Source organism: Paenibacillus sp. Soil766, assembly GCF_001428105.1.
GTDB lineage: Bacteria > Bacillota > Bacilli > Paenibacillales > NBRC-103111 > Paenibacillus_E.
The window spans coordinates 15,929-41,733 of the sequence record NZ_LMSJ01000011.1 but is presented as its reverse complement, the minus strand read 5'-3'; the positions used below and the strand labels follow the sequence as shown (position 1 = coordinate 41,733).

Here is a 25,805-nt window from a genome sequence, read left to right as displayed (position 1 = left end):
TTAGCGCTCTAACTGTCATTTGGGATTTCGCGCTGATCATGTTCATTAAGTAAAACACCCCGATCGCAAAGGATATTCTCAATCAACTCTAAAAAATCACTCGAGGTATTTGTTGCAACAGCAGCAAAATATATTTTCAAGAGTTGCTTAGTATCTAGCTTCTCGATTGATGAAGCATGCCGTTTAATGCATTTGAACATTTAGCCATCTACCTCACTATCTAGAATAATTCGTAGTTCATCTGATAATATCCATCTCCCCGTTCCCTAGATCTCGATGAAGATTTATTTTGCAAAAGAGCCGGGGATAATTACCCTCGACTCAATCCGACGTGTACAAGCTTAGTGTTATGTCTAAATTCTTAACTCCCTGATGCCTGTAATTCAATAAATAACATTCGCCGTTCCTTACACTTGTACCCCATCCAAAAGCTGCAATCATGCCACCGGTTTTGGCCATTACCTCAATGCCGTGACAAGCTTCAACGTGACCACGGCGGCAACCTCGGAAAATTTCTTTCCGCGCTGCGCGTTCCGACTGGCGGCTCAACGCGGCTGATGAATCAGCGAAGGGACGTAGCCGATCTGGGATGGGCGAGACGGACTTGGTGACCAGCTATTTTCCATTTCTCGTGTTAGTCCTGATGATCTTCGGGTCAGATCCGTCCTTTACTGTACTAGTTGTGCGTTGCGAAACAATGAGGGGTCCTTCGGCGTCGTTCCGATTCCCGATCCCCATTGCAAGAAACCATCGCGGGAATCGCCCGTGGAGCCCCGATCATCGTCATTCACCAGAAACGACATTCCGATGGTCTGCGTCGGTGGCCCGCTAAACCCAAGCGAGGCCCACGGCACAGAGATGACATAGTGCAAGGAGCTGCCGCTTCGAGTGATGTTCTTTTGGACGCCAGGGGTTGGTCCCGCCTGCTGGCCAGCTGGCGCTGTGAAAGTATAAACCGCCGGTCCGCTATCGAGAAGCGCTGCCCCGATTTCAACGCGTTTGCCGCCAACCTGTCCCGGCACTCGGTCGTAGGTGCTGAACTGAATGGAATCGGTCTGCCACAATGTGTTTGGTGAGCGCGCGTCGAAGTGTTTGTCGTCTGTGATGGTGGCGTCGATCACAAGCGCGTCGCTGTTGTAGTTGATATGCAGCTGTCCACTTAGGTCGCTGTTACCACTGCGCGTCCCTGATATCGATACCCAGGTCGCTTGCGTCGCTAGGTCGATTGCGGGAAGGGTTTGATGGTTCGTGGGCTCGATAGGAGCGTAGGAAATCGATCCAAATGAAGCGTCCGAACCGCCGACGCTGTCGAGGGCCACGTTATAGCTCAGGGAGTCGAACAACGGAATGTCGGAGAGCGGGACACGCAGCGAAGCGGTGGCATTTGCAGGGACATTCGCCAGATCTGTCACAGTCCCTGATGCTGGCCCAACTTGGTAGGCAACCTTGGTCGGCGTGAAGGCACTGGTTCGATTGTTCTTCAGCGCGATGTCGAGAAAGTAGCTTCGGGACGCCGTATCCGAAGTGATCGTCGGTTGGACGCTGATCTCAAACGGCTTGACGACATTTGTCGTTGCCCTCATTTTGGCAACAAAACTCGGCTGGTTCTTGTCGTGGTTCTCTTTCTCTGGCTTCACTTTCCCAGGCTTCACTTTTGTCACGTCTACGGCCACAGACCGCTGGCCGAGGAGCGTGGTTGCAGGAACACTGATGGTAGCGCTCGTTACCTTGCCCGGAAAAGTACGAATGGTCACAGGCTGCGCCCCGTTCGCAGTGATTGTTAACTCATTGGGAAGGTCCGTCTTTGGGTTCGATCGGTCTGCAGTCACCGTAACCGCGACCGTATCACCTTTGATCGACTGGTCGGCGACTTTCATCGTGACCGCAGACTGCGTCACGCCCAAGCTGTCAACGTTACCGGTTACGTAGATCGGGCTGCCGTTGAGCGTCAGAACGACCGTGCCGTCTGTCGAATTTACCGTCTGCGTTGAGCCATATTCATCCGTGATAATAAGAGGTTGGGTAGTGTGCAAAGCAATGTTCTCGGAGCTGGTTGACCACATCACCCGAGTCGTCGAGCCTCCTCCCGTGTACGGATACGAGTAGGCGGTACTGGAGCCAAGGCCATCGCGAGTACCAATCGTCTTTCCGGTCACCGCGCGAATGAGCACGGCGTTTGTGACAGCTCCAGGTTTCGGAGCTACGCCGACTACACCCGCGACGGGTTGCCTGAATAACCCAAAGTGATGTTCCCTATTATTGGGGTCCGTACCGTCATCCATTGCCGAGTACCAGCTGAAGACGCCCACGCCGGCTGCCTTAGCTAGCACCTGAGCACGCACCAGGTTGTCCGCTTGCTGGGGCTCCGTGGAGGCGGCGGCATACGTCGGCCAACCGTTCTCCGTAATCCACACTGGGACGTTCCGATTTCCAGCCGCCTGCTTCACTTGCTGTACCAACGCAGGAAGCTTCGATACCAACAGTGTGCGCTCAGGCGGGGTGTTTGCTCCCTCTAGAGCGTAGCCGTAGACATTCGTCGAGAACGTATCAATGTAGTTGATACCGCCAGCAGCGAAAAAGGCACTATTCCAGTTATCGTCAATGGTGGAAGTAATCGGGCCTATGACGTTCGCATCTTGGTTTCCTTCGTGAATCGGTCCATACATGGCCTGAAGCATCTGCACATAGCAGGCTGCGGTAGTACCGCAAGCGCCGTTGTTGAAGCCGGTGCCATTGAACTCATTGTAGATGTTGAAATCGCTGACCTTGCCCTTATAGTGCTCGGCGGCAGCTTTTCCAAACCGACCAAATGCGGCCAGACCAGCCACGGAGCTCGGCGTTTTCCCATTGTCATAATTTACGTTGTTGTATGCCACGACTCCTTGGGGAGTCATGCCGAGGTCAAGAGACTGTTGTGACTTGGCTTCAAAGCCATACCCAGCCCAGTTGTACACCCCCGGCTGTTTTTCAATTAGCGACCAGTTGATGTCGCTTCGAATGTGGCCGTAGCCGATTGTCGCCAATGCGTTCATGAGCCCATCTTCGAGGGATTTGTAGTGACCAAAATGTGTGTCGATTCCGAAGAAGGAGTCAGGACTCAAGGCGCCCGCTGGCGTCGGGGTCACAATGCCAAACGTTGTGGTGCGCGTTACCGTTTGGTCATCAATCACGCTTGAGAAAGTGAGGTTGTAGAACCCCGAGCCGAGGTCCATCACGGATAGCGCAGCATGTCCGTCGGAACCTACGGGGACAGATCCCGTGCGAAGACTGACGCCCTGATCATCTGAAATGTCATATGAAACCGAGTCACCCACCGTGCCGAAATCCAAGTTTGCGGAATTGGTTGTGAAGAGCAGGCTTGGGTTCATCAATGACAGCGCTGGAGTCGTTGCAAAGGTCACCTGGATTCGTGCGAAACAGATTTCTGGGATGACGCCGCCCAGGCTATGAACACGCAGACGGAAATCTGCGCCGTTCGTGCCGTTGGCGAACTTGATTCCGTTCAGCTCAAAAATCTGGTTCTTCCAGGTCTGACTGCCGCTCGTGGGCATCCACGGGGTGGCCTGATATGCGTTGCTCTGGCCGTCATACTCAATTGCCAAGGTCGTCGCCGCTGCGTCAAAGTAATCAACGGACACAATCGCGTACGTTGCGCCCGCAGGTTTCGCGGAGCTTGCGACATCAACGTAGACGTAGGGGTTTAGCGGATTTTGTGACGTCGTCCAGCACGCCGTGCCGTTCCTGATAGTCGCAGAGTGCGTCGGATCTTTGTCCGCGTCGCCGGGCCAAGCCTTGGTTACACCGCTGTAAATTGGGGGCGAACTCAAAGTTACTTCGGCTTGCGGCATGGTTGCGACGGCTTGGGGTGCCACTCCCCCAAGAACGCTCGCCGTGACAGTGATCGCTGCCGCAGCTGCCCTCAATCCACGATGGCAATTTCTCACACTCTGCAAGCGCATGAGGGCCTCCTTAAGAAGTATGACTGGCAAAAGCAGAACAAGCATCAAACGGATCATACACTTTTTTACGAACATCACATTCACTCCCTTATCCTGATTTGAATCAAACAATGCAAGCGCTTTCCAAATAGTCTGATCGCCTGCGCAGCCTTTCCCCGATCCGTCACTCAGCTTTGTTGTGCGAGTGGCATTCGTTACTCTCCCTTCCATTGTCAGCCTGCTCGATCGGGGCCCGATCCCACCATAGCAATTGCCCACTTCATTGGAAAGCGTCACTTTTTGCTGCCCCTCTGCTTTCTTTGCTCCCATGGACAATGCTTTTCTTGCTCCATATGCTTTTTATGATTCAAATGCCTTATGGCATTCAGAAAGGCTTGTTCGTGGGAGGTTCACGGCGGAGGATACCGATGAGCTGAAAGGAGGAAGGAAAACGGATTTGCGTCCTGCTGCTTGCAAAAAGAGACTTTCGTGGGCAGCCTGAGATTGTTTAGAATATAGATATTCAACGATCGAATCATAGAACTCTTTGATCATGGTAGGAGAATGGAATGTCTACATAACCACGGGCCAGTCTCCAATATTAGGAGAAATATGGTTTCCGGAAATCGATTTGGATACTTTTGAGTGGGGGAGATGAATTTTCGTCACATTCGAGAGGACCCAATTCACCGGCCGGAACATCCAGCTTGGAGCACCGGTCGATCGAGCTTGTAAAGAGTATGTAACTGGGTAAATTGCTGAATATCGTTCTTCGACATAATGGATCACCGACTTTCGCATTTTGTAAAAACACTTGCTCCCTTTAGGGAGCAAGTGTTCAGGCAATCTTGTTATGATTTCAAATCATTCACAAACTTCAACAAGTAATTCGCAGCTTCTTCGGGAATTTTCTTGCCTTTCTGCGCATGAACTTCGTTGATGAAGGCATCAAACTGTCCATGCCGGAGCTTAGTTCCAAGCGAGTTAACTATACCTTGGCTGCCATTGCCGGTGACCCAAGCTTCGATAAGTCGGATCAGGCTATCCACTGTCACCTTGACGGTAACAGTGGTTGTCGCTGTGCCGGAATTGCCGGCAGCATCGGTCGCATATGCCGAAAAGGCATTGTCGCCCACGTTCAACAGGTATACTGGGGTGCTCAGCAAAGGAGCCGAGCAGGAGCTGTAAACAACGCCGGATACGGCGTCCGTAGCGGTGCAGGTGACCGTTACCGTCTGATCGACGGTATAAGTTCCCCCCCCGCTGATTTGAACGGCCGGCGGGGTTTGATCAATTGCGAAGGATACCGTTTGCGACTGTTCCTTATTACCAAACTGATCGGTCGATCGGAACGAAATCGTATGGACTCCATCTTCTTTAAAGACAAGCTCGTTCTGATATTTCGTCCAAGTGGCTCCTCCATCTAGGCTGTATACGGTTTCCTTAACGCTGGACTTGTCGTCCGTAGCATTCAGATTTACTTTAACATCGGAGACGTACCAACCGTTCTGCTTCGTCCCTTCCAATGTGGTGACGGTAACCGGAGGTGTATCATCCGTTACGATCCATTGAACCGTTCTGAATTTTTTGGGATCTTTCGTTTCACCAATGCCGGAGCCCCACTCGATATACCCTTTGCGACCGGTACCATCGTTATCATTAACGAGCAGCGAGAAGCTGAAGGCACCCTGTTTTTCCGGTTTGATCGGTGCAAGCTCAGACCAAGGAAGCGCAAGTTCATAAACCGTAACCTTCTGCACTTCATCTCGCGAAATCTGCAAGGAACCGTTCGTTATAACCTCCCTGACGCTGGTATTAGGCGACGACCAACGATAGATTTGCGGCCCTTGCGGCGTCTGGGAAATACCTATTTCATAGAAACCCAGATTTTCTCCAGGGATACCCGCCATTGCAGCAAACTGAAGGCTGTCATTTTTCCAAATTTCCGCTCCGCTTGTAGGCGTGTAATGCACATCGTCTTTGACTGTCGCAGTTAGATTGAAATGATCCTGATCCCAGTTCACCCATACGCTGCCGTCCAAATCCGAAGGACCGGTATAATTTTGCATTCTTACCGTCCCTTGTGACAAAAGCGCAACCGGTGCCGACGCTACGATCGCAGGGTCAGCTGAGCCGTCAATCTGTACCGTTCCAGGAAGGATCGGATTGAAATCCAGCTTCCCTCCATAAACGAAAGGTTGTTTTCCGTCAAATTGGACGGTCACTTGTGCTTGGTTGCTGACGCCGTAATTAAAGCCGCTCAGTGGAATATCAAACGTCTTGATGGTGTCCGGAGGAATCACATAGGTCAAATCTTGTGTGCCTGACTGGTTACCAAACTGCCAATCGGCTTTCCTGACGGTTAGCCCTTGCTGCTTAGAATAGTTCTGAATTTGGATCTTCAATGCTTCAGCTTTCGTATTCACATCCGTAATAACAGGGATGATTCTTGCACGATAGGAAGGGAGGGTCTGAATCGCATGCTTCAGTCTTCCAATTCGGTTCCCACTCACGGTCAAGTCACCTGTTACATAGCGAATGCCTTCCTGACTCAATCCAGGCAGGGCAAACGGCTGCGACGTCTTCTGACCAGCTCCCGCGTACATAGGATATGTCGAGCCTTCCACCGTAAATAAAGCGGCGAGTGGCGATGCGGATGTATTATTCGCTTCTACCTTTAGCGCAACAGGCTCGCTGGTTACCGCCTCTGTCCCCGTCACGGCGAACGTCGCATCAAGCACGATGCCGTCAATGTCGCTTTGGATATAAATAGGTTCCGCAGTTAGCGTCATATACACCTTGCCGTTAAGCGGTGTGAAGGTTTCCGTGTTCCCCATGATATCCGTGATTTGAATAGGCGCATTCGTTTGAATTACTGCCTGCACAGGGGTATTAGCCCAGACGACTCTTAGCTTCTGACCGTTTTTATCAAATCGGTAGCTGGTAATGCCCGTGTCGACGGCTTCCTGTTCAACGAACGAGGCACCTAGCAATTCTCGCGTCATCGCCCCATAAGCCGCATAGGCGGGTTTCGGTAAGAACTGCCCTTTGGGGTCATCCTGGTGGCGAATGAGGCCGAAATTATCTTCGCCATAGTCGGCTTGCATGCCGTCATTCATCAAATCATACCAGAATATTTTCTCGACACTGGCACTCAACGCTTGCACATAAGCACGCACCAAATAATCCGCTTGCGTTTTTTCGTCCACTCCCCTTGTGTCGGTATGCCAGCCGACTTCCGTAATCCAAACCGGTTTGTCTTGTCCCTGATTATATATCCGGATTAAGTTTTGCGCATCGAGCACAGCTTGCAACATGCCATCCGGCGTTCGATTGTACGGATGGATGGAAACCACGTCCATGTATTGGAGTCCGCCAAGCTTAAAAACTTCCTCCATCCATTTTATATCTACATTCGATGCCATTCCAACAACCGTGACATCCGGTCTGGCAGCTTTCACCGTCTCGTAGGTCTTCTTCAGCAGCTTAAAATAATAGTCCGGACGCGAGTCTGCGGGGCCGTTCCCTCGATCACCGAACCCTCCATTGAACTCATTGTAGACTTCCACCCATTCCATCTGGTTGCCGTATAAGTCCAGCAAAGCCTTGCCATAATTGGCAAAACCCTGACGGCCATCGTCCGAATAGGGCGTACTGTCCTGATCATAAAACGGATTGGTAAAGTCGAGAGTGATGAACGGCTTCAAGCCGTCTTGCTGCGTTTTCCGCATAAAGGCATCACGGCCTGGCGGCTTCTGGTATTTCCCTTTTTCGTATTCGACATCTACCCAAGTGATTTCGTCACGAAAATTTTTGGATCCGGCGCGTTTCAATAATGTACTTAACTCAGGCGTCCATCCCGTATTTGTTCTTGCTAGGTGAGTGGATACCCCGAATGGAGAGTTGTTCACCAAAGTGGGGTTATCCGAAGCTAAGCGGGCAAACGAAATTTCTGCACTCTTGATCGTTTGACCCTCTTTCTCAGCAGCAAGCGAAAGCTTATAATAACCAAGCTGCTGAATAGGAATCGTCAAATTCAATTGCCCATCCTGCACCCCCTCACTGCCTGCCAATACTTGATGATCCAAGTGGTCATATACGCTCCAATTTACGGTATCTCCCCTTGTTGCAAGAGGAAAAGCTGCAGGCTCGTTCGCTAGGAAGACATTCCCCATTCGGGACTGCTCGATGGATAAATCCGGGAAAGTGGATGTGGTCACGATATTGTCCAAGCGAATGTTTCCGCTCGTTTTGCCCGCGATCAAGCCAGTCTTTTCTAGAATAAATCCGATTCTCTGGGCGGGACCATGCCATACCCCGTCGTTGGCCCCGTTATAATGTAGATAGCTCGTACCGCTATTGAACTTAAATATTTCTATTTTTTGCCAATTTCCAGTTGGCGCCACAGCGATTTTCTGCTGATGCACCTGCCCGGTCGAATCCGTCAACAGAACCAGGATGGCAGCAGCATCCGTTGTTTTCACCCAAAATCCAAGCTTCTTTATCTCCCGAGGAGAAAAATTTCTTCCTATCGAAACACTTTTGCCGGTACCACTAAAATCTCCGCTCAACTTACCCGAAAAGCTTCCCTCCTTAAACACGGACGAATCCCGGACATATTCGCCTTTAGCTCCTGTTCCCAAGGTTGGTTTCCATATGTCAAAGGCGTTCTCGAAATCGCCGATCGCGGAATCCCATAGAGGCTCTTGCTGCGGAACCGTCGCAGATACATCATCGATCCACAAGTCCCCGCTTGTTTTCCCACCGCTTAAACCAGATTTCTCTAACAAAAGCCCGATTCCCTGGGCAGGTCCATGCCACACCCCATCGTTTGCCCCGCCGAAATGAAGATAGCTTGTGCCGCCGTTAAATTTGGTGATCTCCATCTTCTGCCAATTGACATTTGACGCCGCTGTGAGCTTCTGCTGATGCACCTGTCCGGTCGAATCCGTCACCCGAAGCACGATCGCAGCGGCGTCAGCTGTTTTGACCCAAAATTCAAGTTTCTGTATATCCATAGGAATAAAATATTTACTCACCGAGACATATTTGCCGCCGGCGCTAAAATCCCCGCGCAGCTTACCCGAAGAGGTCCCCGACCTAAATACGGACGTATCCCGCACATATTCGCCTTTGGCTCCGGGAAACTCGGTTCCCAAGTTAAAATTCCAAAGCTCTTCATCGCTTTCAAATCCGCCAATCGTTGCATTTTGTAACGTGTCTGCCGCATAAACGGTCGTGTTATCCAATGATTGTAGTCCAAACAAAGGTGAGGTAAACAATAAAGAAATCAGCATAAGGCTTAACATCCATTTTTTCATCACCAAGTAAATCACTCCCTCTCATATTTGAAAGCGTTTTCATTAATAAGCCAACACGGGCAGCCAAATTATGCTTGCTCATCTCCATCCCCACGCCTGCATGATTCTTGATCATGCAGGCCTATCCTTGCGCTCTAACGTAACCGCCACTCGCGAATCCTCACCTAGCTACAATCGGTCGCCAATATCCATAATCCCGACATGGAGCCGATCATGCTCATCCGAAAATGTAAAGGTAACCTTACGGCTGTCCGGACTAAACGATGGATGCGGGTGTCCAGGATGCATCCCACGGCAAGGAAGCTCGCAAAGCAGCTCGGACTGTTTCGTAGCCGTGTTGATGAGCACGATTTTGGAAATACCGGGTTCCTGCGTATCCGCGACCGCATATCGGCCGTCGGGACTGATACCGACATGCCAATATCTGTAGTCTCCGTTAATGAACTCGTGCCGCTCGCCCCGGTGATCCACGAAATATACGCCTGTCGGTTTATCCGGACTATGCGGATACTTCACGAAGTACAGTCCACTGCCGTCGAACGCCCACATTTCGTGCCCAACATATTCGACTGGCAATCCGCTCTCCTCTTTCTTCTGCGAAAAAAGGTTACGCATACCTCCGGTTCGCGTATCGACCGCCCACAGCCGATCCGGAATTTGCTCCGTAGCGCCCTCATGGGAAAAGAACACTTGATTCGGATCAACAGGATTGATCATGGCATGATTCGCCACCGGATAAGGCTCGTCAAAACGCGGACGGGCTACTTCGCGCATCTCCCCGCTCGCCGTATGGACAGTGCCTATCACCCAATCGGCCTCCCGAGATGCAGCATCTTCGGAACGAAGAAGCTGCTCTTTCCAGTAGACACCAAGCGTCTTGCCATCGTTCGTAATCGATAATGGCCCAAAGAACGTACAATGCTCTTCCAGCTTGCAAATCGTACGCCGTTCGCCGCTCCACGCATCAATTGCATACAACTCATTCTTGTCGAATAGATACAAGATATCATCACACGAAACGACCCCGCGTCCCCATTTCAGGCTTTCCTCCAGCAACTGCACATCACCCGTTTCCGTATCGAAACGCACGATATTACCTGTCCACGTCTCCCGGTCCATATCCGTGTGTACGATCACATGTCTGTTGTTCGACAACCACGACATCGCCGTATAGTAGTGATGTCCCGTATCACCTCCTTCAGACCCAATCGCGAGGATTGGCAGCCCCGTGATTGTATCTGTAAACGATGTACTCTTCAGCATCGTCCGTACCTCCTGTTGCATTCTTATTCGGCACCATCAACTTCGTCGGTTTCATTAGCACCATCGGCTTCTCTTAGCGACGCTTGCTCCCGCTCCCGATATTCACCTGGGGTAAATCCTGTACTTTTCTTAAAAATCCGTACGAAGCTGTTGACGTTCGTGTAGCCGACCGCCCCCGATACATCGCGGATCAGCATATCGGAGCCGGCGAGCAGCTCCTTCGCCTTACTCATGCGAATATCCATCAAATAATCAATGAAATTTCTTTCCGTTTGCTCTTTAAATATGCGGCTCACATGAGACACGCTTAGCTTGAACTCGCTTGCCAAATAATTCAAAGATAAATCGCTGTGCATATAGTGAGCATCAATAAAAGCGGTAATCCGCTCAACAACGTCGTTTCGCTCTCGATTGCTTCGTCTCTCCTCAATTTGCCCTGCGTATCGGGCAAGCTGCTCGATGACGTAATCCGACAACTCATGGATGCTTTCGTACTGGCTCAGCAGATCGAATAGCCGATGCGAAGGCGCCTCCTCGAGCAGTGCCGGATCGATCTCGCCTACTGCCTTGGCTGCCTTCATCATAAAATGCACAACGAGTTGGCGAATCATATCCGGCGCAGCGCCGCTGCCAGCCATCTCACCGAACCAACGCTCCGTCTGCTTCGCCATCTTCTCGCTATCTGTCAGCCGCAGCGAGTCAACAATCCCATCCGTCATGCCAAGCAAGCGCAAAAACTCCCCGCTCGCTGGCTCGCGAATATCTTCGCTGGAGATAATTGTGTTGCCGCCGAGAATCATTTTGTACGACAGCGCCGACATCGCGTCGTGATACGAATGCTGTAGTTCGCCCAAATCTTGCGTCATACGGCCTAGTCCAATCGAAATCGTCTGCTTGAACTGTTCTTCCACGTAGCTCTTGATCATCTCGGCAACCGCCAGCGCCCGCAGTAGATTCGCTTCCCCGTTTTCATCGTCAAAGCTGATCACAATAACCACCAAACCGTCCCTCGCTTCAATGGCGATCCCTCGGTACTCGGTGTTGATCATCTCCTCCGCCACATTGCAGAGAGCGTAGCTATATAAATGAAGATCCTGCGGAGTGGCAATCCCCATCTTCCCATCGAATTCGGCAGCCATCGCATTATACTGCTTCGCATGCAGCGGAAATCCGATCGCTTCTAGGCTGGGCAACAGCTCGCCAGGATTTTTGCGTGCGCCGATCAGCGCATCCATCACAAGCCGCCATTTGATAACAGGCTGTGTTTCGCGCATTTGCCTGTACATGCGGTTGCTGTCCGCCAAAATGTACGACAAGGAAACTTCGATGCCGCTGAATTCGTCGTCTGCCGTATGCTCGTCTTTTCTTTCATATCCGCCATACGCCTGCAGCTGTTTCGTCACATTCGAGAGAACCCGATTCACAGGCCGGAACATCCAACTGTTCAATACCATCGCCATGCCGCCTGCTAGAAGCAGCAGAATGATCGAAATGCCAAACAATGTGTTCCGCACCTGGACCAGCGGCTTGCTGAGCTCAGATTCGGACACCACACTAATGATTTCCCAACCCGTATACGGGCTCTTCATATAAAAGACGGTTCTGTTGATCCCATTTATTTTCGTACGGAATTGCCCTTCCTCTCGTTCGTTCATTTCTTTCGACCAAAGCAACTCGCCTGTTTGCGTGCCAATCAACGATTTATCAGAATGACTGAGGACCGCTCCTTGCGCATCCGCCAGAAATAAATAACCAAGAGAAGGATCGATCGCGTTTTTGATCAGATTATAAATGGATCGCTCATCGACATTGAAAGCGACCGCGCCTTTCCGGTATCCTTCTCCATGTGTAAGCGGATAGGAGCGAATGAGCGTCATGACGTTGTGCCGAATGTTGCCCGACTCATCGATTGACAGCTTTCGTGTGCCGATCCACTGATAAAAGCCTTTGTATCGTTCAAACGCACGAATCCATTGATAATCGGGGCCTGGCTCCGGCGTCTGAAACGGGTTCGTCTGCGACCAGCGCTTCTTCGCATAGGAATACAGATCGATTGAAAAAATGGTATCATTGCTCATCAGCATATCGCCGATTCGGTTGTTGATATTGATCGTATCCTGCTGGTCAGCAGCATCATCCTCCATAAACGTCCTCATATCACGGCTGCGCAAAAATTGCATCGCCTCCGAGTCGATCGCCTTCAGCACCAACAGCAGTTTACCGTTTACCTCGTGGAGCAACGACATGTTCGTTTGCTCGACTTCCGCCTGAAGATGATCGGTCGTGATGAAATAAGACAGGCCTGCTGTCGAAACAATGCATAGGCTCAAAAAAAGCAAAATCATCGACATTGCGCGCTTCGAACGGCTTCTTTTTTGTCGCCAAAACATACCTCTGCCCCCTCGAGTTCTCGATAAACGAGGAAATAACGGGACCAACAGGCCCCATTTATTCCCATACCGAATTATTTGAAATTCGTTTTATTCTTTTGGTACCATTCTTGCGCGCTTTGATCTGTCTTGTCTCCGCCAGCGCTCTTGTACTCTTTACGTATCATATCAAGCGCTTGCTCTGGCGTGATATCACCTTTTACGATGGCTCTTGTGCGGATCTCGTCAAGCTTAGGCCCAATGCTCGCAAACACATTATTGATATCCGGCAGACTCGGCACATAAGGCATATCACGTCGGAACGGCACGCTAAGCGCTGTAGTAATTGCTTGAACATTCAATTTCGCCCAGCGCTGCGAAAGCGGATCCTGAGCAGCTTTTATAATCAAATCCTCCGGCTTGAACGTCTTGGCATCGTCCTTTACAATCGCATACTCGCTTGCATAGGCGACTTCTTTCTTAAATTTGTCCGCGTCTATCACCTGAGGGACGCCGCTTACCAATTTGTAATGCGTGTTCTCCACACCGTTTTTCAGTGAGTACCAGCCTTTATCGAGCAACCAGTCGAGATATTGAATCGCTGCTTTTGGATTTTTCATATCCTTATTGAAAGCTACAAAAATATTAGCATCAGTTTCCTGGTATACGCCAAATTTCCCGTACTTTGTTGAAAAAGCGGCCAGCGGCACCGGATTCGCATCGGGAACGTTCTTCATCAAATCCTTCATGTAGCTGTCAATACCGCTGCCGACAGTGCCGATCAAGATGCCCGATTTACCTTGCGCCCAGTCCGTCATCATTTTCTGACTGTTCTTATCCGTCAAGTACTCCTTATCGATATACCCATTCTCATACAGCTTCCTTTCGAATGAAATCGCTCCTACGTTGCGGTCCACGAATCTGGCATTGATCATTTTGCCCCCTTCGAGATACCATTGCGTGCTATGTGTCGCATAAAGGCCGGAGATCACGTTAGACCAAACATACATCGAAACGACAGGTGCGTTCGTATTCCCGGATAAACCTTTCTCCTTAAAGGCTTTCGTAACTGCAAAAAATTCTTCCTCTGTCGTCGGAGCCTTCATGCCAACCTTGTCCAGCCAATCCTGCCGAATCCACATGCCAGCATTAGCCAAGTTGTTCATCGGCCGTTTTGTTGTAATTCCATATATTTTACCATCGAATGTCATCAACGGCTTTAAATCGGGATTTTCGCTAATATACTTCTTCAGTACCGTGCTGTATTTCTCTATGTACTCGTCGATGGGCTGAATGACGCCTTGTGTGACAAGCGTACCGATATAGTTACGGTCAAAATCCCAGATCAGATCGGGCGCTTCGCCAGAAGCAATCAGCGTATTCAGTTTATCCTGCGCCTGGTTGCGGGGAACCGGCACATATTTGGCCTGGACGCCGGATTGTTCCTGAATCCATTTGGTCCAGCGATTCTGTTCGTAGGAGCCTTCTTCTGCGGCGACGGCCCCCCGGTCGTACATCGTGACACTAATAGCCTTCGGCAGCTTATCGTACTTATCTTCAACCTTACCTGCTGCTGACGGAGTTGGACTGCCGCTCGCCCCTTCCTCGGTTTTCGCACAGCCGGTTAAAGCCGCTCCCAGCGTCATTGCCAAAATCGTTGAACCTAACACCCAGCGTTTTGTTCTCTTCATACTATGACCTCCCACATGGATTGATTATATCACAAGGCGCTTAGCGCCATTATGAACAGTGCCAATAACTGACGTTAAACTAGCTAGCCTTTAACTGAGCCCATCAAGACGCCTTTCACGAAATATTTTTGAAGAAATGGATAAATGATCAGAATCGGCAGTGAAGCAAGCATAGCGGCTCCCGCTCGCACGCCTTCCGGCGGCAGCGCATTGTTCCCGTCTGTCGTGTCCCCGATCAATAGCGCTGGATCGAGGTTGTCGATCATTTGGTAGAGCTTCACCATCAAAGACATTTGGGTTGAGCTCTTAATAAAGATGAGCACGTTATAATACGCATTCCACCATGCCACCGCATAGAAGAGCGTCAATGCTGCGATAACTGGAAGCGCCAGCGGAAGAACGATACGCACAAGCACGACCCAGTCCTTCGCCCCATCGATGGATGCCGACTCTTCAAGCTCACTCGGCAAACCTTCGAAGAAGGTCTTCAGGACGAAAAAGTTGTACGTGCTGATGAGGCCAGACAGCCAAAGCGACCAATACGTATTCATAAGTCCCAAGCTTTTAATGAGTAGAAACTGAGGAATTAGCCCTCCACTGAAAAGCATCGTAAAAATAATCATTCCGAGGACCAGTCCCCGTCCGCGCAAATCCATTTTGGACAGCGGGTATGCCGCCATGATCGTAACTACCATGTTTAGTGAGGTGCCGACAACGGTCATCACAACCGTATTTTTCATCGCTACGAATAGCTGCCCGTCATCAATCAAGTTGCGATAGGCATCCCACGAAAACTGTCTCGGCCATATCGAAACGTAGCCGGCGCGTATGGCTTCGCCCGAGCTAAGGGAAACCGCCAGCACATTCAGAAACGGAAACAACGTCGAGAACGTGCACAAACCTAAAAAGAGATAAAGTAGTAAACGGGGCACGCGCTCTTTCCAAACGATCATCCGCCGCCCCTCCTTTCGGTGATTGAATTTGCCTCCAGCCGCATCCTTCGCTACCATAACGCTCGCTCTCCCATCGCCCGAATAATGCGATTCACCGAAAGCACGAGCACCAAGCCAACGAGGGATTGAACCAATCCAATCGCGGTTGTGTAGCTGTACTGCAGGTTGACAAGCCCGAGTCTGTAAATGTAAGTACTCATCACGTCGGAAACGCTGGTCACCATTGGATTGGTCAGCACCCAGACGTGTTCGAAGCCAACGTCGAACATGCGGCCCATTTGCAGAACAAGCATGAGCGCAATTGTGCTTCGGATACCAGGAAGCGTCACATGCCAGATTTGCCGCACTTTGCCGCCGCCGTCGATACGGGCAGCTTCATACAGATGCGGGTCAATACTGGACATTGCCGCCAAATAAAGAATGGTACTGAAGCCTGCATCCCGCCATATGCCGGAAAATACATAGACGAGGGGCCACCAAAAGGTGTTTCCCATGAAATATATCGGATCAAGTCCAAACGCCTTCAGGACATAATTGACAAACCCGCTGCCAGGGGAAAGTAGTCCGATGACGATCGTTCCGAGAATAATCCACGATAAAAAATGCGGCAAGTAGAGGAGGTTCTGCACAACTCGCTTGTACCATTCCACCCGGATTTCGTTCAGCATGATGGCGAGTGCGATCGGCACAGGAAACCCAATGCACAGTCCATATAGATTTAATAGAAGCGTGTTGCGAACGATCTTGATCAGGTCGCTGCTGTGCAGCAGCCGATTGAATTGGTCCAGCCCCACCCATTTACTGCCCCAAATGCCGTCTGCCAGCCGAAAATCTTTAAATGCGATGATTTCCCCATATAATGGAAAGTACTTAAATACAATGAAGTAAGCGATAACGGGGACAAGCAGCAAATACAGAAATGGCCTGCGCTTCAGATCCCTCCACAACGATCTTCGTGAAGCTTTCCCTCTAGCGCTTCCACGGATTCCATCTTTGGCGATTGGTTGTGAAATCATGTATGGTCACCTTCCTTTCTGTTTAGCCTGTTGTGATTCGGCTTGAACCCACCATACCAACCGTAGTTTTATATAGAAAGTCTCACTTTTTGAGGTTCTCAGCTTCTCTTGCTTTGAGGGCTACACAATTTTTGCGCTCCTATTCTTTTCATGATAAAAGCCCGTGCGCTGGGCGCACGGGCTGGGAAAAACGGCTTTGCGGGAATCGATTTCTCATGGATTAGATTTCCTTCCATGATTGTTTGCTCTTTAATATATGAATCAATTGATTCAAAATCTGCACAACAAATATTATTAATTCGGCACTATTATTGAGAAAAAGCCCATTGTTTGGGAAGTATATCCCTTTTCGCTGGGATCAACGTGTAGATGGTAACCATCGATAAAGTCATTATAAAGAACGAGTAGTTCCAGAAAAGTAACTAACCTGAGTTCCTTTCACTTGCACTGCAACGCACCCTAAAGGGTTAATTTTTTCTCAATGGATCCACGAAAGACTTCAATTGTCCGATCAAAACTTATTTATCACCCGATAGTTGTGTTCAGGAGGTGATGTTATCAAACAAATGGATAAATCACAATAGTGAAGCATTCAGCTGTCAGACTCCAAAAAACAAAGAGCCGATTAAAAATTGGCTTTTTTAATTATTGCTCCGTTGCATACGTACGTCTAGCCAGTCTCGTTTTTGTCTCTCATGTTATATCATTTAGTAAGGATCATAGAATTGTTGGAATCGTACTTTGAAATCAGCCTTAGAAAAAACATTCTGCTCCATAGTCGGGATACTGAGCACTGCTGAGCCCATGAGAAATATACCTGTACGCTTTTCACCTGCTGGTTAATCGCCATGCAATGCGTGACACAACATGAAGAGACCTGCCAAATTCTTTTTCTTGGTGGGTCTCTTCCTAGTCAATTACTATACTGCTACTACCGAACATTATCGGTATCGAGATAACAAAAAGGGTAGTTCATCATCCTTATACTCCTCCTTATAGGCATTTCAACCATTACAAATTGCAAGTAACAACCAGAAATTATTACCTCCGCCTTCAATTGCTCCTAATAACACGTTCTTCCCCTCGCAACTTTAGTCGTTTTCCTTACCCTACAATCTGATATTAGTTCGTACCATTAACAGGTAACTTTCACTGTTGAATCATGTGATCCTCTCGATACTGACCTGGGCTAATGCCGACATGCTTCTTGAATACATGACCGAAATACCTTTGGTTATCGTATCCAACAGATGTTGATATTCTAGAAATTTTGAGACTGCTTTCCCTCAGCAGTTGTTTCGACTTTTGGATTCGTAAGGAAGTGATGTACTCCAAGATTGTCTGTCCAGTCGATTTGGAATATAAATTGCTAATATAAGAGGCACTGAGGTCAACGTGTTCCGCCAATTGATCCAACTGAATATTCTCACAGTAGTGTGCCTCGAGATACGTTTTGATCTCTTGAACCAATTTTTCTTTGAGCGTAGTTTTAGTCACATTCAGAAAGAATTGGACACTCTTCAACAGTTCGTGACATTCCTTCTTTAATGACGACCAGCTTGATGCTTGCAGCATATTATCGAGCAGCGTTGAGCGGTCACCAATTACTTTCTCGATTTTTACGCTATAATCTTCCTCGATCTTATTAAGCATCCAGTTTGTCCACTGTACGGCCGTCTTCTTAATGATGAAGGGAGTGATCAAACCACTCGATCCCTTATCCGTCCACAAATTGAGCATTTCCTCAAATTTTCGGGAATACGGGATTATTACCTCGAGCCACTCCGATGCAAATTGTTCGGAAACGTATGAGAGTTCTAGCCACCTATTGCCATCAATCACAGCAATATTGAAAAATAACCCCATTTGGCAAGCTCCATCCGCAGCTAAATACGATTTATGGGCATCCATAATATCCCAGACTATAGTGCCAGTCCCGAACACCAATGACAAGCAATCCGGAGTAATGCCATACGAGAATTTGGATGCTGCGAGCTTAAGGATTTCCCTCAATTGGTCTGGATCATCTAATGAAACCATACATAATAAGATGATCTTTTGCTTTTCATAAAGAAGATCAACCGTTATACCTTTTGAGGAGAAAAAATCCAATATGGAATCTGTAATACCATCGGCTTTCAAACGTTCTAGCCAATGCGTTGTCGCACTGCTTATCACAATTGCGGAATACTGGGTATATTGCTCAAATGGCTTATGGTCGAACGAAGGAGCCTTCCCGTGAACAACAAGATCAGTAAGTACGGCCCGATCCAATGCTTCAGCAATCCGACGTTTCGGACGAATTACGTTTTTTTCAAACTTCCGTTCTAAACGATCAATGGCTCTCTTAACTGTATTAGCGACCTCATTCAATTCCACCGGCTTAATGAGATAATCAACAGCCTCTAATTCAATCGCTTCCTTGGCGTATTCAAATTCTGAATATCCACTTTCGATTATGAACTCCGCTTTGATCCCATGTTCCTTAACGGCACGGATTAACTCAAGTCCGTTCAGACCTGGCATCCGTATATCCGTTAAAACGATATCCGGCTCCGTTTGGATAATCTGGTTCAGGGCTTGTTTACCATTGTACGCCGTTCCCACAATCTGAACTCCGTAATCGTTCCAGTTGATCATCGTTGATAATGTTTCCACAACCAACTGTTCATCATCCACTATGAAAAGTCTATACATGTTGTACTCCCACCTTCACTTCGTGAGTCATTTCATAATGCCGATTACAAGTTTGACTTTGGTACCGACGCCCGGTGTACTGTCTACGTAGATTCCGTATTCCTGACCATATTGCAGCTTAATTCTTTCCTGGATATTTTTTAATGCATATCCCCTTGGTCGAGCAATGGTTGGATCAAAACCTACTCCATCATCCTCAACTTCAAAAAGTAGTTCGCTCTCATTCATTCGGCCCCGAATGGATATACTCCCCTTGTCTTCTTTCAATTCTATTCCATGATAAATCGCGTTCTCGACCAGAGGTTGAATTAGCAGCTTAAGCATACTTACCTTTTCAATGCCCGGTTCCAAATCAATCTCTACATCGAATTTCCCGTAATAGCGGATATTCTGAATCTCCAAATAATTTTTCACTTGTTCAATTTCATTGCCGACTGTGGTAATATACTCGCCGTTGTTCAAACTGAGCTTGAAAATGTTGGATAGTGACATAACCATTTTCGAAATGTTCTTGGCCCCGATCTTCTCTGCCATCATATATACGGAATTCAGCGTATTATATAGAAAATGAGGATTAATGTGACTTTGCAATGCTATCAGTTCCGCTTCTTTTTCTTTCAGTTTCGCTTCCATTAGCTTATCTGTCAACTCCGAATTATTCCGGAAAATCCGAATAAACTGGTTGCCGATTCTGCCGATTTCATCTTTTTCTTTAAAGTGGATGCCTTCGATTTCTTCCCGCCTTGCCGCTTTCCACGCCACAGATGTGAGGAGAGTCAATTGCTTCGTAATTCTATCAGAAATTAAGAACGCGCCTCCTGCTGCCAGCAGGAAAGCCACCAGCGTCAATCCGATCGTCAGGTTTCGAATGAATGCGATTTCGGAGTTGATGCTGTTAAATGGAATCATACTGACCACTTTCCACTGGGTGCTTGCGTTCGTATCGAACGTGATCACGTATTGTTCTCCGTCTATCGTTTGGATTTGGGTCCCTTTGTCAGGCAAAGCAGAAATCACCTTTAAGTCCTGTTCATTCAGTGGATTTTGCATCCCGGTCTGTGCGTTATAATAAATCAATCTGTCCTGCTCAAGAATCAGTAGGTTCCCGTTTGCCGGTTTATTGATATCGCGAAACATATCGTCAAATACCCGACGGTCGATGGAGATGATCATCAAGCCGATCGGTTCCAGCGTGTCGAGGTTGTTGAGCCTTTTTCCATAGAGAAGCAGGTCCGGCGTTTTGAGAATGTGAAACTCATCGCTATTCAGCCATATGCCTCGGCCTTGTATATCATCCACTTGACTGTACCACCGGGAATGAGTTACAGCTCCGTAAATGTTGTCGTTCGTTAGGGCGTCCCACTGATTAGTTACGATTAATTCCCGCTGCGGGCTACCGACATACAGGTACCTGATATACGATTTATTATTAGTCATGTTGATGGCAAAATCCCGGGTCGCGGTCTGCAGACGATAAATTTCCTTAAAATTGTCTTTGTTATACGTCAGAAAAGACTGAACATCCCGTGAAGACAGCATCAGCTTGGAGATACCTTCAACATCGTTAACGAATGTCTGAATGTTCCAGTTGATCGAACTGAGCAGATTAGTCGTTGTGTCCGAAAATTTGTGCTCGATAGCCTTGCTTAAATATATAAACGTGAATGAAGCAATTAAAAGGAGCGGCACCAACGAACTGATAATGCACAAGATGATAATTTTGCTTCGAATGCTGATCGCAAGGAATGGCTTAGTCCATTTCATAATGTCTCCTTCTCGGCAGTAGATGGGTGATGGCCTCATCACTTATTATAACTCCAACCGTGAAGGCATGGGATATCAACCTTTGGTAGCTCCTGCCGTCATCCCAGATATTACACTCTTGTTAAAGACGAAATACACGAGCAACGTCGGAACCGTGGTTAGACTGATCGCCGCGAACGTCGCGCCCCAATCCGTCAATCCGTACTGCCCAATGAAGTCCATCAGTCCGACGGGGATAGTCCGGAATTTTAAATTGTGGATAAACGTATTGGCGAAAATGAACTCGTTCCAAATAAAGATCAGATTCATGATGGCGACCGTCACGATCGTATTTCGGGACAACGGAAAGATAATTCGCAAAAACACCTGATATATCCCGCATCCGTCCATGACAGCTGCTTCAATGATCTCATTGGAGATGTACTTATAAAAGCTAACAAACAAATATACGGAAATCGGCAGCGCGAATCCAACCTGAGGCAGGATTAAGGAAAGCAGTGTATTCATGAGTCCAGTCTTGTTATAAATCATAAACAGCGGGATCAAAACCACCTGAATCGGAATCATGATGCCACACAGAAAAAAGAAAAGCAATCCGTTACTCCACTTGAATCGCATCTTTTCAAGCACGAATGCCGCCATCGCGCTAAGCACGATAATGAGCACGATCGACGAAATGGCCACAATGAGGCTGTTCATAAAGTACGTGCCGAGGTTTCCTTTGTTCCAAACGTTCAAGTAGTTCTGAAGTGTGAACTGGCTTGGCAAACTAAGCGGATTATTGCTGGAAAATTCTCGCGGGTCCTTAAAGCTGGATATAAAGATCCAGAAAAGTGGGTATATTTGGATAATTAACAAGGCTAAGGAAACGAGCACCAAGATAGCCCTAGACTTTTGGGAAAGTTTCATCTACTTTGTCTCCTTACGATTTTTCATCCATCATTTTGCGGATAAAAGCGACTGCGATCAAACTTTCAATTACGATAAACACTGCCATCGCGCTCCCGTACCCATAGTTTAAGCTGGAGAACGCCGTTTTGTACATGTAGGTAGGAAGAAGCTCTGTCGCCCGTCCGGGTCCCCCGTTCGTCAATAGGAACGGAATGTCAAAGCCTTTGAGCGCACCAGTCGTCGCCATTATAATCGATACCATCAATACCGGCTTGATCATCGGGAATTTGATGCGATAGAACATACTCCACTTGGAAGCCCCGTCAATGCGCGCCGCCTCTTCAATATCCGAAGGGATCGAAATCAGGGCTGTGTACAGGATAATCATATACAGTCCGATAAATCTCCAGCCTTCCGGTACCGACACGGCGACGAGCGCCAATTTCAAATCTGCCAGCCACGGCCGATTCCACGCTTCCAAGCCGATCTTTTGAAGGACATAATTCAGCAAGCCGATCGGTTCGAACGAGAACACGTTTTGGAACAACTGGGAGATCGCGACGGATGTAATAATAGCAGGTGTGAAATAAAGTGTCTTGAACAGCTCTCTACCCTTACGAATGTTGGTCAACAGCATCGCAACGAGCAGTCCAAGGCAAACTTGCATAAATACGATAATAACGACGTACACCATGTTGTTCTCAAAAGCTTTCCAAAACGTTTTGTCGCGAGTCAGCATTCTGACGTAATTATCCAATCCAATATACTTCATTGGAGCGACCCCATCCCATGAGAAGAAGCTATAATAAATGGACCATAGGATGGGGGCCATTACGGTAAACAAATACACAACAAGCGTTGGAAGTAAGAAGACAAGTATGGCTTTCCGATCTCGAAGTATTTTTTCCATGCCCTCACTCATTCCTTATCGAAAATCTTGAATGGAGCCAACCGGGAGATCCCGGTTGGCCAATTGCTATTTGAAATATTTCGGCGCGTTTTCTTTAATGGCATCGTCCATCTCACGAGCAAAATCCTTCGGATCGATAGCACCCATGCCCAAGGCATTCAGTTCATTGCCCAGCGTTTCGTTCGTCGCAGGGTCGAGTCTAGTATCCCACGGTACAGCGAATACAGTACCCGATTTCGAGATTTCGTCCTGGATTTTGTAGAATATATCCGGCATACCGTCCATTTTGGCCAGCGAATACTTGAATGGGGAGAATTGTCCTTTCTTCGTATAAGCCTCCGGATATTTATCCAGCAAATACTTCACGAATCCCTTCATATTATCGTCGAAGGTATTCTTGTTGAAAGCGAGACCGATACCCGAGTTAATGAAATAATCGTTCGAAGCTGTTCTAGCGCTATCCATAGTCGGCATCAGGAAGTACCCGATATTGTCTTTCATCTCCGGGCTAATTTTGTCATTGGCGAAATTCATCGTTTCCCAGGAACCCATGTAGTAGATTCCCGTTTTGCCTGCCAGGAACAAGTCCCGTGCCGCCGTGTAATCCGTCGTAGAGAATCCTTGTTGGAAGTATCCCTTCGAACCTAGATCATGGACAAAGTTAATCGCTTCCATTCCGGCAGGATCTTTGAACGACGCTTTTCCTTGTTTTACATTCTCGATGAAATCGTTGCCCGTCATGCGGAATGGTTTGAAGGCCAAGTAGCGCAGAACCGGCCATTTATCCTTCCCGTCGACTGCAATCGGTGTAATCTTGTTACTCTTGATCGTGTCTGCAACTTTCATGAATTCGTCGAATGTTTTCGGCGGCGTGATACCGAGGTTCTTGAACATTTTGATGTTGTACCAGAATACCTCAATACCGAATTCCAGCGGAAGCGTGTACATGCTTCCGTCCGCAAATTGCTGGTATTGAAGCGCAATTGGGCGGAAATCATTATATTTGTCTAGTTCCTGAAGCATCTGTTTCGTGTCGACGAGCTTGCCTTGCTTGGTCAACTGCGCTGCGTAAGCATCGGAATCCGTGTCGAACATATCCGGCATTTCGTTACTCGCGATCAGTGTATGGAGCTTCTGTAAGTAAGACGGTCGATCGCCAGTCCCTTCAAGAACGAGTTGGAATTCTGGATGCGTCTTCGAGTATTCATCTGCGATCTCTTTAACAGTAACGGCCGGAGCACTGTCTACACCTCGACCCACGAACCATTTGTACGTTTTCTTTGCGGCATTGCCAGCAGTAGCGGCCGGACTCGCTTTTCCCGTATCCGCGCTCTGTTTGGCACTGCATGCACTAAGCAGAGAAGTTGAGATCACAACCGAAAGGGCAAGCACGGACCATTTAGCATAATATTTCATTGGATAACCTCCTTATGAATTGGGAACTGATAGTTCTACTTGCTCAAATGTGGCTTGTCCTTCCTGGACGAAGAATCCCCAGTCGCCTTCTTTCATGTTGTAAATCCTCGTGGTCATCGCTACTTGATTGTTCAAATAAACAACGCATACGGAATTTTCGACGATAACCTTGATTTCATATGCGATGCCGGCTTGTAAATCCATAGGTATTTCCAGCTCTACCGCATACGGCTTATCTCCCGCAATGTGCCATTGAGCTTCTCCCTTAATTCTTCTTGGCCAGAAGTCGAATACGAGCCGGTTATGCATCGGTTCGATGCGAATGTAATAGCACTCGTCCATATTCGAGTTTGCTCTTAGCATAACGCCACAGCCGCGTGTCTGGTCTGTGAACGTCACATTCGCCTTGATTTTGCAAGTGGCAGGCATCGCCCCTGCCGAAATGCAAGCGAATGTTTCATCAGCTTCCACGAATGCGGAAACGTCTATTGTATGCCAATTTCCAATCCGCGCCTGATATAGGATAGGTTGTCGGCTACCAAAATGTTGATCTAAGGCCTCCGGGGTGCAGACCGTCAACGTCCCGTCAGTCTGCTGGACCACCTCATGTACAACTAGATTGCCGGCCCATTGCCAATCGCCAAAATCATTTTCATGTTCCTTGCTGGGGACCCAACCGAACGCGTACCGTTTTTCTCCATCGCCCCACGTTTTGGCAGCATAGAATGCTCGCCCATCGAACGCATCGTGTTTCGGCGCCGTCCAAGGACCGCTAAGGGATTTACTCATTCGGTAATGAGTAACAAAACGTTCCGAGAACGTGGAGTACACCAGATACCACCATTCGCCAATTTGAAATAAATCTGGACATTCATGGGTCACATACAACTTTGGATCCCAGAAAGGCTCGCGAATTTCCCATGACTTCAGATCATTCGACGAACAAAGTGCAATGCAGCCTCTTCGTCTCGCGAGTCCTTCTTTAAGTCTGGCAGCAAGCAGCATCCAGTATTCCCCTGCTTCTTCGTTCCAAATCACATGTGGGTCTCTCCAGTCATGCCGTTCATACCGAATACCATCAGAATAGAACGTGTCCTCAGGGAGTTTCGTCCATGTCTCCATATCCTTGCTGACAGCATGCATAACACACTCGAGTGGTATGCCATCCTCACAAAAATCTGGATTAAGATTTTTGCCAGTATAGAAGAGATGATATTCGCCATTCGCTTCAATGATAGAGCCTGTATAGCAATTCATATCCTGCTCTTCATTACTGCCGTGCTTCAACTTTTCCCCCATCTCTTCATATGTAACGAAATCGTTAGAGCGAAGCTCGAACCAGGAAGTGCCTTCTCCGTACATTTGCTTGTTCTCTCTCCAATCATGAAGATAGAACAGTCTGAACGTCCCGTCCTTGTAGAAGGGAATTAAATCTCCTACCCAAGCTTTATCGGGTTTATAAAATCTGTTTGACATGTAGCGACTCCTTTCGGTTGTTGTAATTCTATTATAGAACGACTTAGAAAGCGCTTTAAATTCAAACATTTTTTTTAGATGTTCAATATTTTTGGATTTG

General features: G+C 48.2%; 14 protein-coding genes. All 14 read right to left on the bottom strand.

Going from position 1 to position 25,805, the window contains the following annotated elements; genetic code table 11:
- Nucleotides 1-668: 668 nt before the first annotated feature.
- Nucleotides 669-4,268 (bottom strand): hypothetical protein, encoded by a 3,600-nt coding sequence (locus tag ASG89_RS09070; protein WP_157276575.1) that lies wholly within the window; start codon nucleotides 4,266-4,268, stop codon nucleotides 669-671.
- A 521-nt stretch (nucleotides 4,269-4,789) separates the two neighbouring features.
- Nucleotides 4,790-9,235 (bottom strand): OmpL47-type beta-barrel domain-containing protein, encoded by a 4,446-nt coding sequence (locus tag ASG89_RS09065; RefSeq protein ID WP_162259687.1) that lies wholly within the window; start codon nucleotides 9,233-9,235, stop codon nucleotides 4,790-4,792.
- A complete protein-coding gene (locus tag ASG89_RS36220; RefSeq protein ID WP_057310264.1) occupies nucleotides 9,180-9,374 on the bottom strand; it encodes a hypothetical protein in 195 nt (64 codons plus the stop codon). Before ASG89_RS36220 ends, ASG89_RS09065 begins: the two co-directional genes overlap by 56 nt.
- A gap of 53 nt (nucleotides 9,375-9,427) precedes the next feature.
- Nucleotides 9,428-10,522: a TolB family protein gene (locus ASG89_RS09055; protein ID WP_057310263.1), complete on the bottom strand. Its 1,095-nt coding sequence runs from the start codon at nucleotides 10,520-10,522 to the stop codon at nucleotides 9,428-9,430.
- A 23-nt stretch (nucleotides 10,523-10,545) separates the two neighbouring features.
- A complete protein-coding gene (locus tag ASG89_RS09050; RefSeq protein WP_057310262.1) occupies nucleotides 10,546-12,912 on the bottom strand; it encodes a helix-turn-helix domain-containing protein in 2,367 nt (788 codons plus the stop codon).
- Nucleotides 12,913-12,986: 74 nt separating this feature from the next.
- Nucleotides 12,987-14,582, bottom strand: coding sequence for an extracellular solute-binding protein (locus tag ASG89_RS09045; protein WP_057310261.1), 1,596 nt, complete (start codon nucleotides 14,580-14,582; stop codon nucleotides 12,987-12,989).
- 83 nt (nucleotides 14,583-14,665) lie between these two features.
- Entirely contained in the window at nucleotides 14,666-15,535 is an 870-nt protein-coding gene (locus tag ASG89_RS09040) for a carbohydrate ABC transporter permease (protein ID WP_057310336.1), read from the bottom strand.
- A gap of 50 nt (nucleotides 15,536-15,585) precedes the next feature.
- Complete coding sequence (locus tag ASG89_RS09035; RefSeq protein ID WP_063867797.1) at nucleotides 15,586-16,551, bottom strand: ABC transporter permease; 966 nt, start codon at nucleotides 16,549-16,551, stop codon at nucleotides 15,586-15,588.
- A gap of 1,149 nt (nucleotides 16,552-17,700) precedes the next feature.
- Entirely contained in the window at nucleotides 17,701-19,248 is a 1,548-nt protein-coding gene (locus ASG89_RS09030) for a response regulator transcription factor (protein ID WP_057310260.1), read from the bottom strand.
- A gap of 27 nt (nucleotides 19,249-19,275) precedes the next feature.
- Nucleotides 19,276-21,012: a sensor histidine kinase gene (locus ASG89_RS09025; RefSeq protein WP_057310259.1), complete on the bottom strand. Its 1,737-nt coding sequence runs from the start codon at nucleotides 21,010-21,012 to the stop codon at nucleotides 19,276-19,278.
- 75 nt (nucleotides 21,013-21,087) lie between these two features.
- Nucleotides 21,088-21,921, bottom strand: a complete 834-nt coding sequence (locus tag ASG89_RS09020; RefSeq protein ID WP_057307816.1) for a carbohydrate ABC transporter permease — start codon at nucleotides 21,919-21,921, stop codon at nucleotides 21,088-21,090.
- A gap of 13 nt (nucleotides 21,922-21,934) precedes the next feature.
- On the bottom strand, nucleotides 21,935-22,813 hold the full coding sequence (locus ASG89_RS09015; protein WP_200963448.1) for a carbohydrate ABC transporter permease: 879 nt from the start codon (nucleotides 22,811-22,813) through the stop codon (nucleotides 21,935-21,937).
- Between the two features lie 66 nt (nucleotides 22,814-22,879).
- Nucleotides 22,880-24,229: an ABC transporter substrate-binding protein gene (locus tag ASG89_RS09010; RefSeq protein ID WP_057310258.1), complete on the bottom strand. Its 1,350-nt coding sequence runs from the start codon at nucleotides 24,227-24,229 to the stop codon at nucleotides 22,880-22,882.
- A 12-nt stretch (nucleotides 24,230-24,241) separates the two neighbouring features.
- Nucleotides 24,242-25,705 (bottom strand): glycoside hydrolase family 32 protein, encoded by a 1,464-nt coding sequence (locus tag ASG89_RS09005; protein ID WP_057310257.1) that lies wholly within the window; start codon nucleotides 25,703-25,705, stop codon nucleotides 24,242-24,244.
- Nucleotides 25,706-25,805 lie beyond the last annotated feature (100 nt).

Coding starts and splice junctions, on each gene's coding strand:
- ASG89_RS09045 (WP_057310261.1), bottom strand. CDS start 14,582: ATGAAGAGAACAAAACGCTGGGTGTTAGGTTCAACGATTTTGGCAATG.
- ASG89_RS36220 (WP_057310264.1), bottom strand. CDS start 9,374: ATGATCAAGAATCATGCAGGCGTGGGGATGGAGATGAGCAAGCATAAT.
- ASG89_RS09035 (WP_063867797.1), bottom strand. CDS start 16,551: ATGATTTCACAACCAATCGCCAAAGATGGAATCCGTGGAAGCGCTAGA.
- ASG89_RS09020 (WP_057307816.1), bottom strand. CDS start 21,921: ATGAAACTTTCCCAAAAGTCTAGGGCTATCTTGGTGCTCGTTTCCTTA.
- ASG89_RS09065 (WP_162259687.1), bottom strand. CDS start 9,235: ATGCTGATTTCTTTATTGTTTACCTCACCTTTGTTTGGACTACAATCA.
- ASG89_RS09010 (WP_057310258.1), bottom strand. CDS start 24,229: ATGAAATATTATGCTAAATGGTCCGTGCTTGCCCTTTCGGTTGTGATC.
- ASG89_RS09015 (WP_200963448.1), bottom strand. CDS start 22,813: ATGGAAAAAATACTTCGAGATCGGAAAGCCATACTTGTCTTCTTACTT.
- ASG89_RS09005 (WP_057310257.1), bottom strand. CDS start 25,705: ATGTCAAACAGATTTTATAAACCCGATAAAGCTTGGGTAGGAGATTTA.
- ASG89_RS09050 (WP_057310262.1), bottom strand. CDS start 12,912: ATGTTTTGGCGACAAAAAAGAAGCCGTTCGAAGCGCGCAATGTCGATG.
- ASG89_RS09030 (WP_057310260.1), bottom strand. CDS start 19,248: ATGTATAGACTTTTCATAGTGGATGATGAACAGTTGGTTGTGGAAACA.
- ASG89_RS09025 (WP_057310259.1), bottom strand. CDS start 21,012: ATGAAATGGACTAAGCCATTCCTTGCGATCAGCATTCGAAGCAAAATT.
- ASG89_RS09040 (WP_057310336.1), bottom strand. CDS start 15,535: ATGATCGTTTGGAAAGAGCGCGTGCCCCGTTTACTACTTTATCTCTTT.
- ASG89_RS09055 (WP_057310263.1), bottom strand. CDS start 10,522: ATGCTGAAGAGTACATCGTTTACAGATACAATCACGGGGCTGCCAATC.
- ASG89_RS09070 (WP_157276575.1), bottom strand. CDS start 4,268: ATGGGAGCAAAGAAAGCAGAGGGGCAGCAAAAAGTGACGCTTTCCAAT.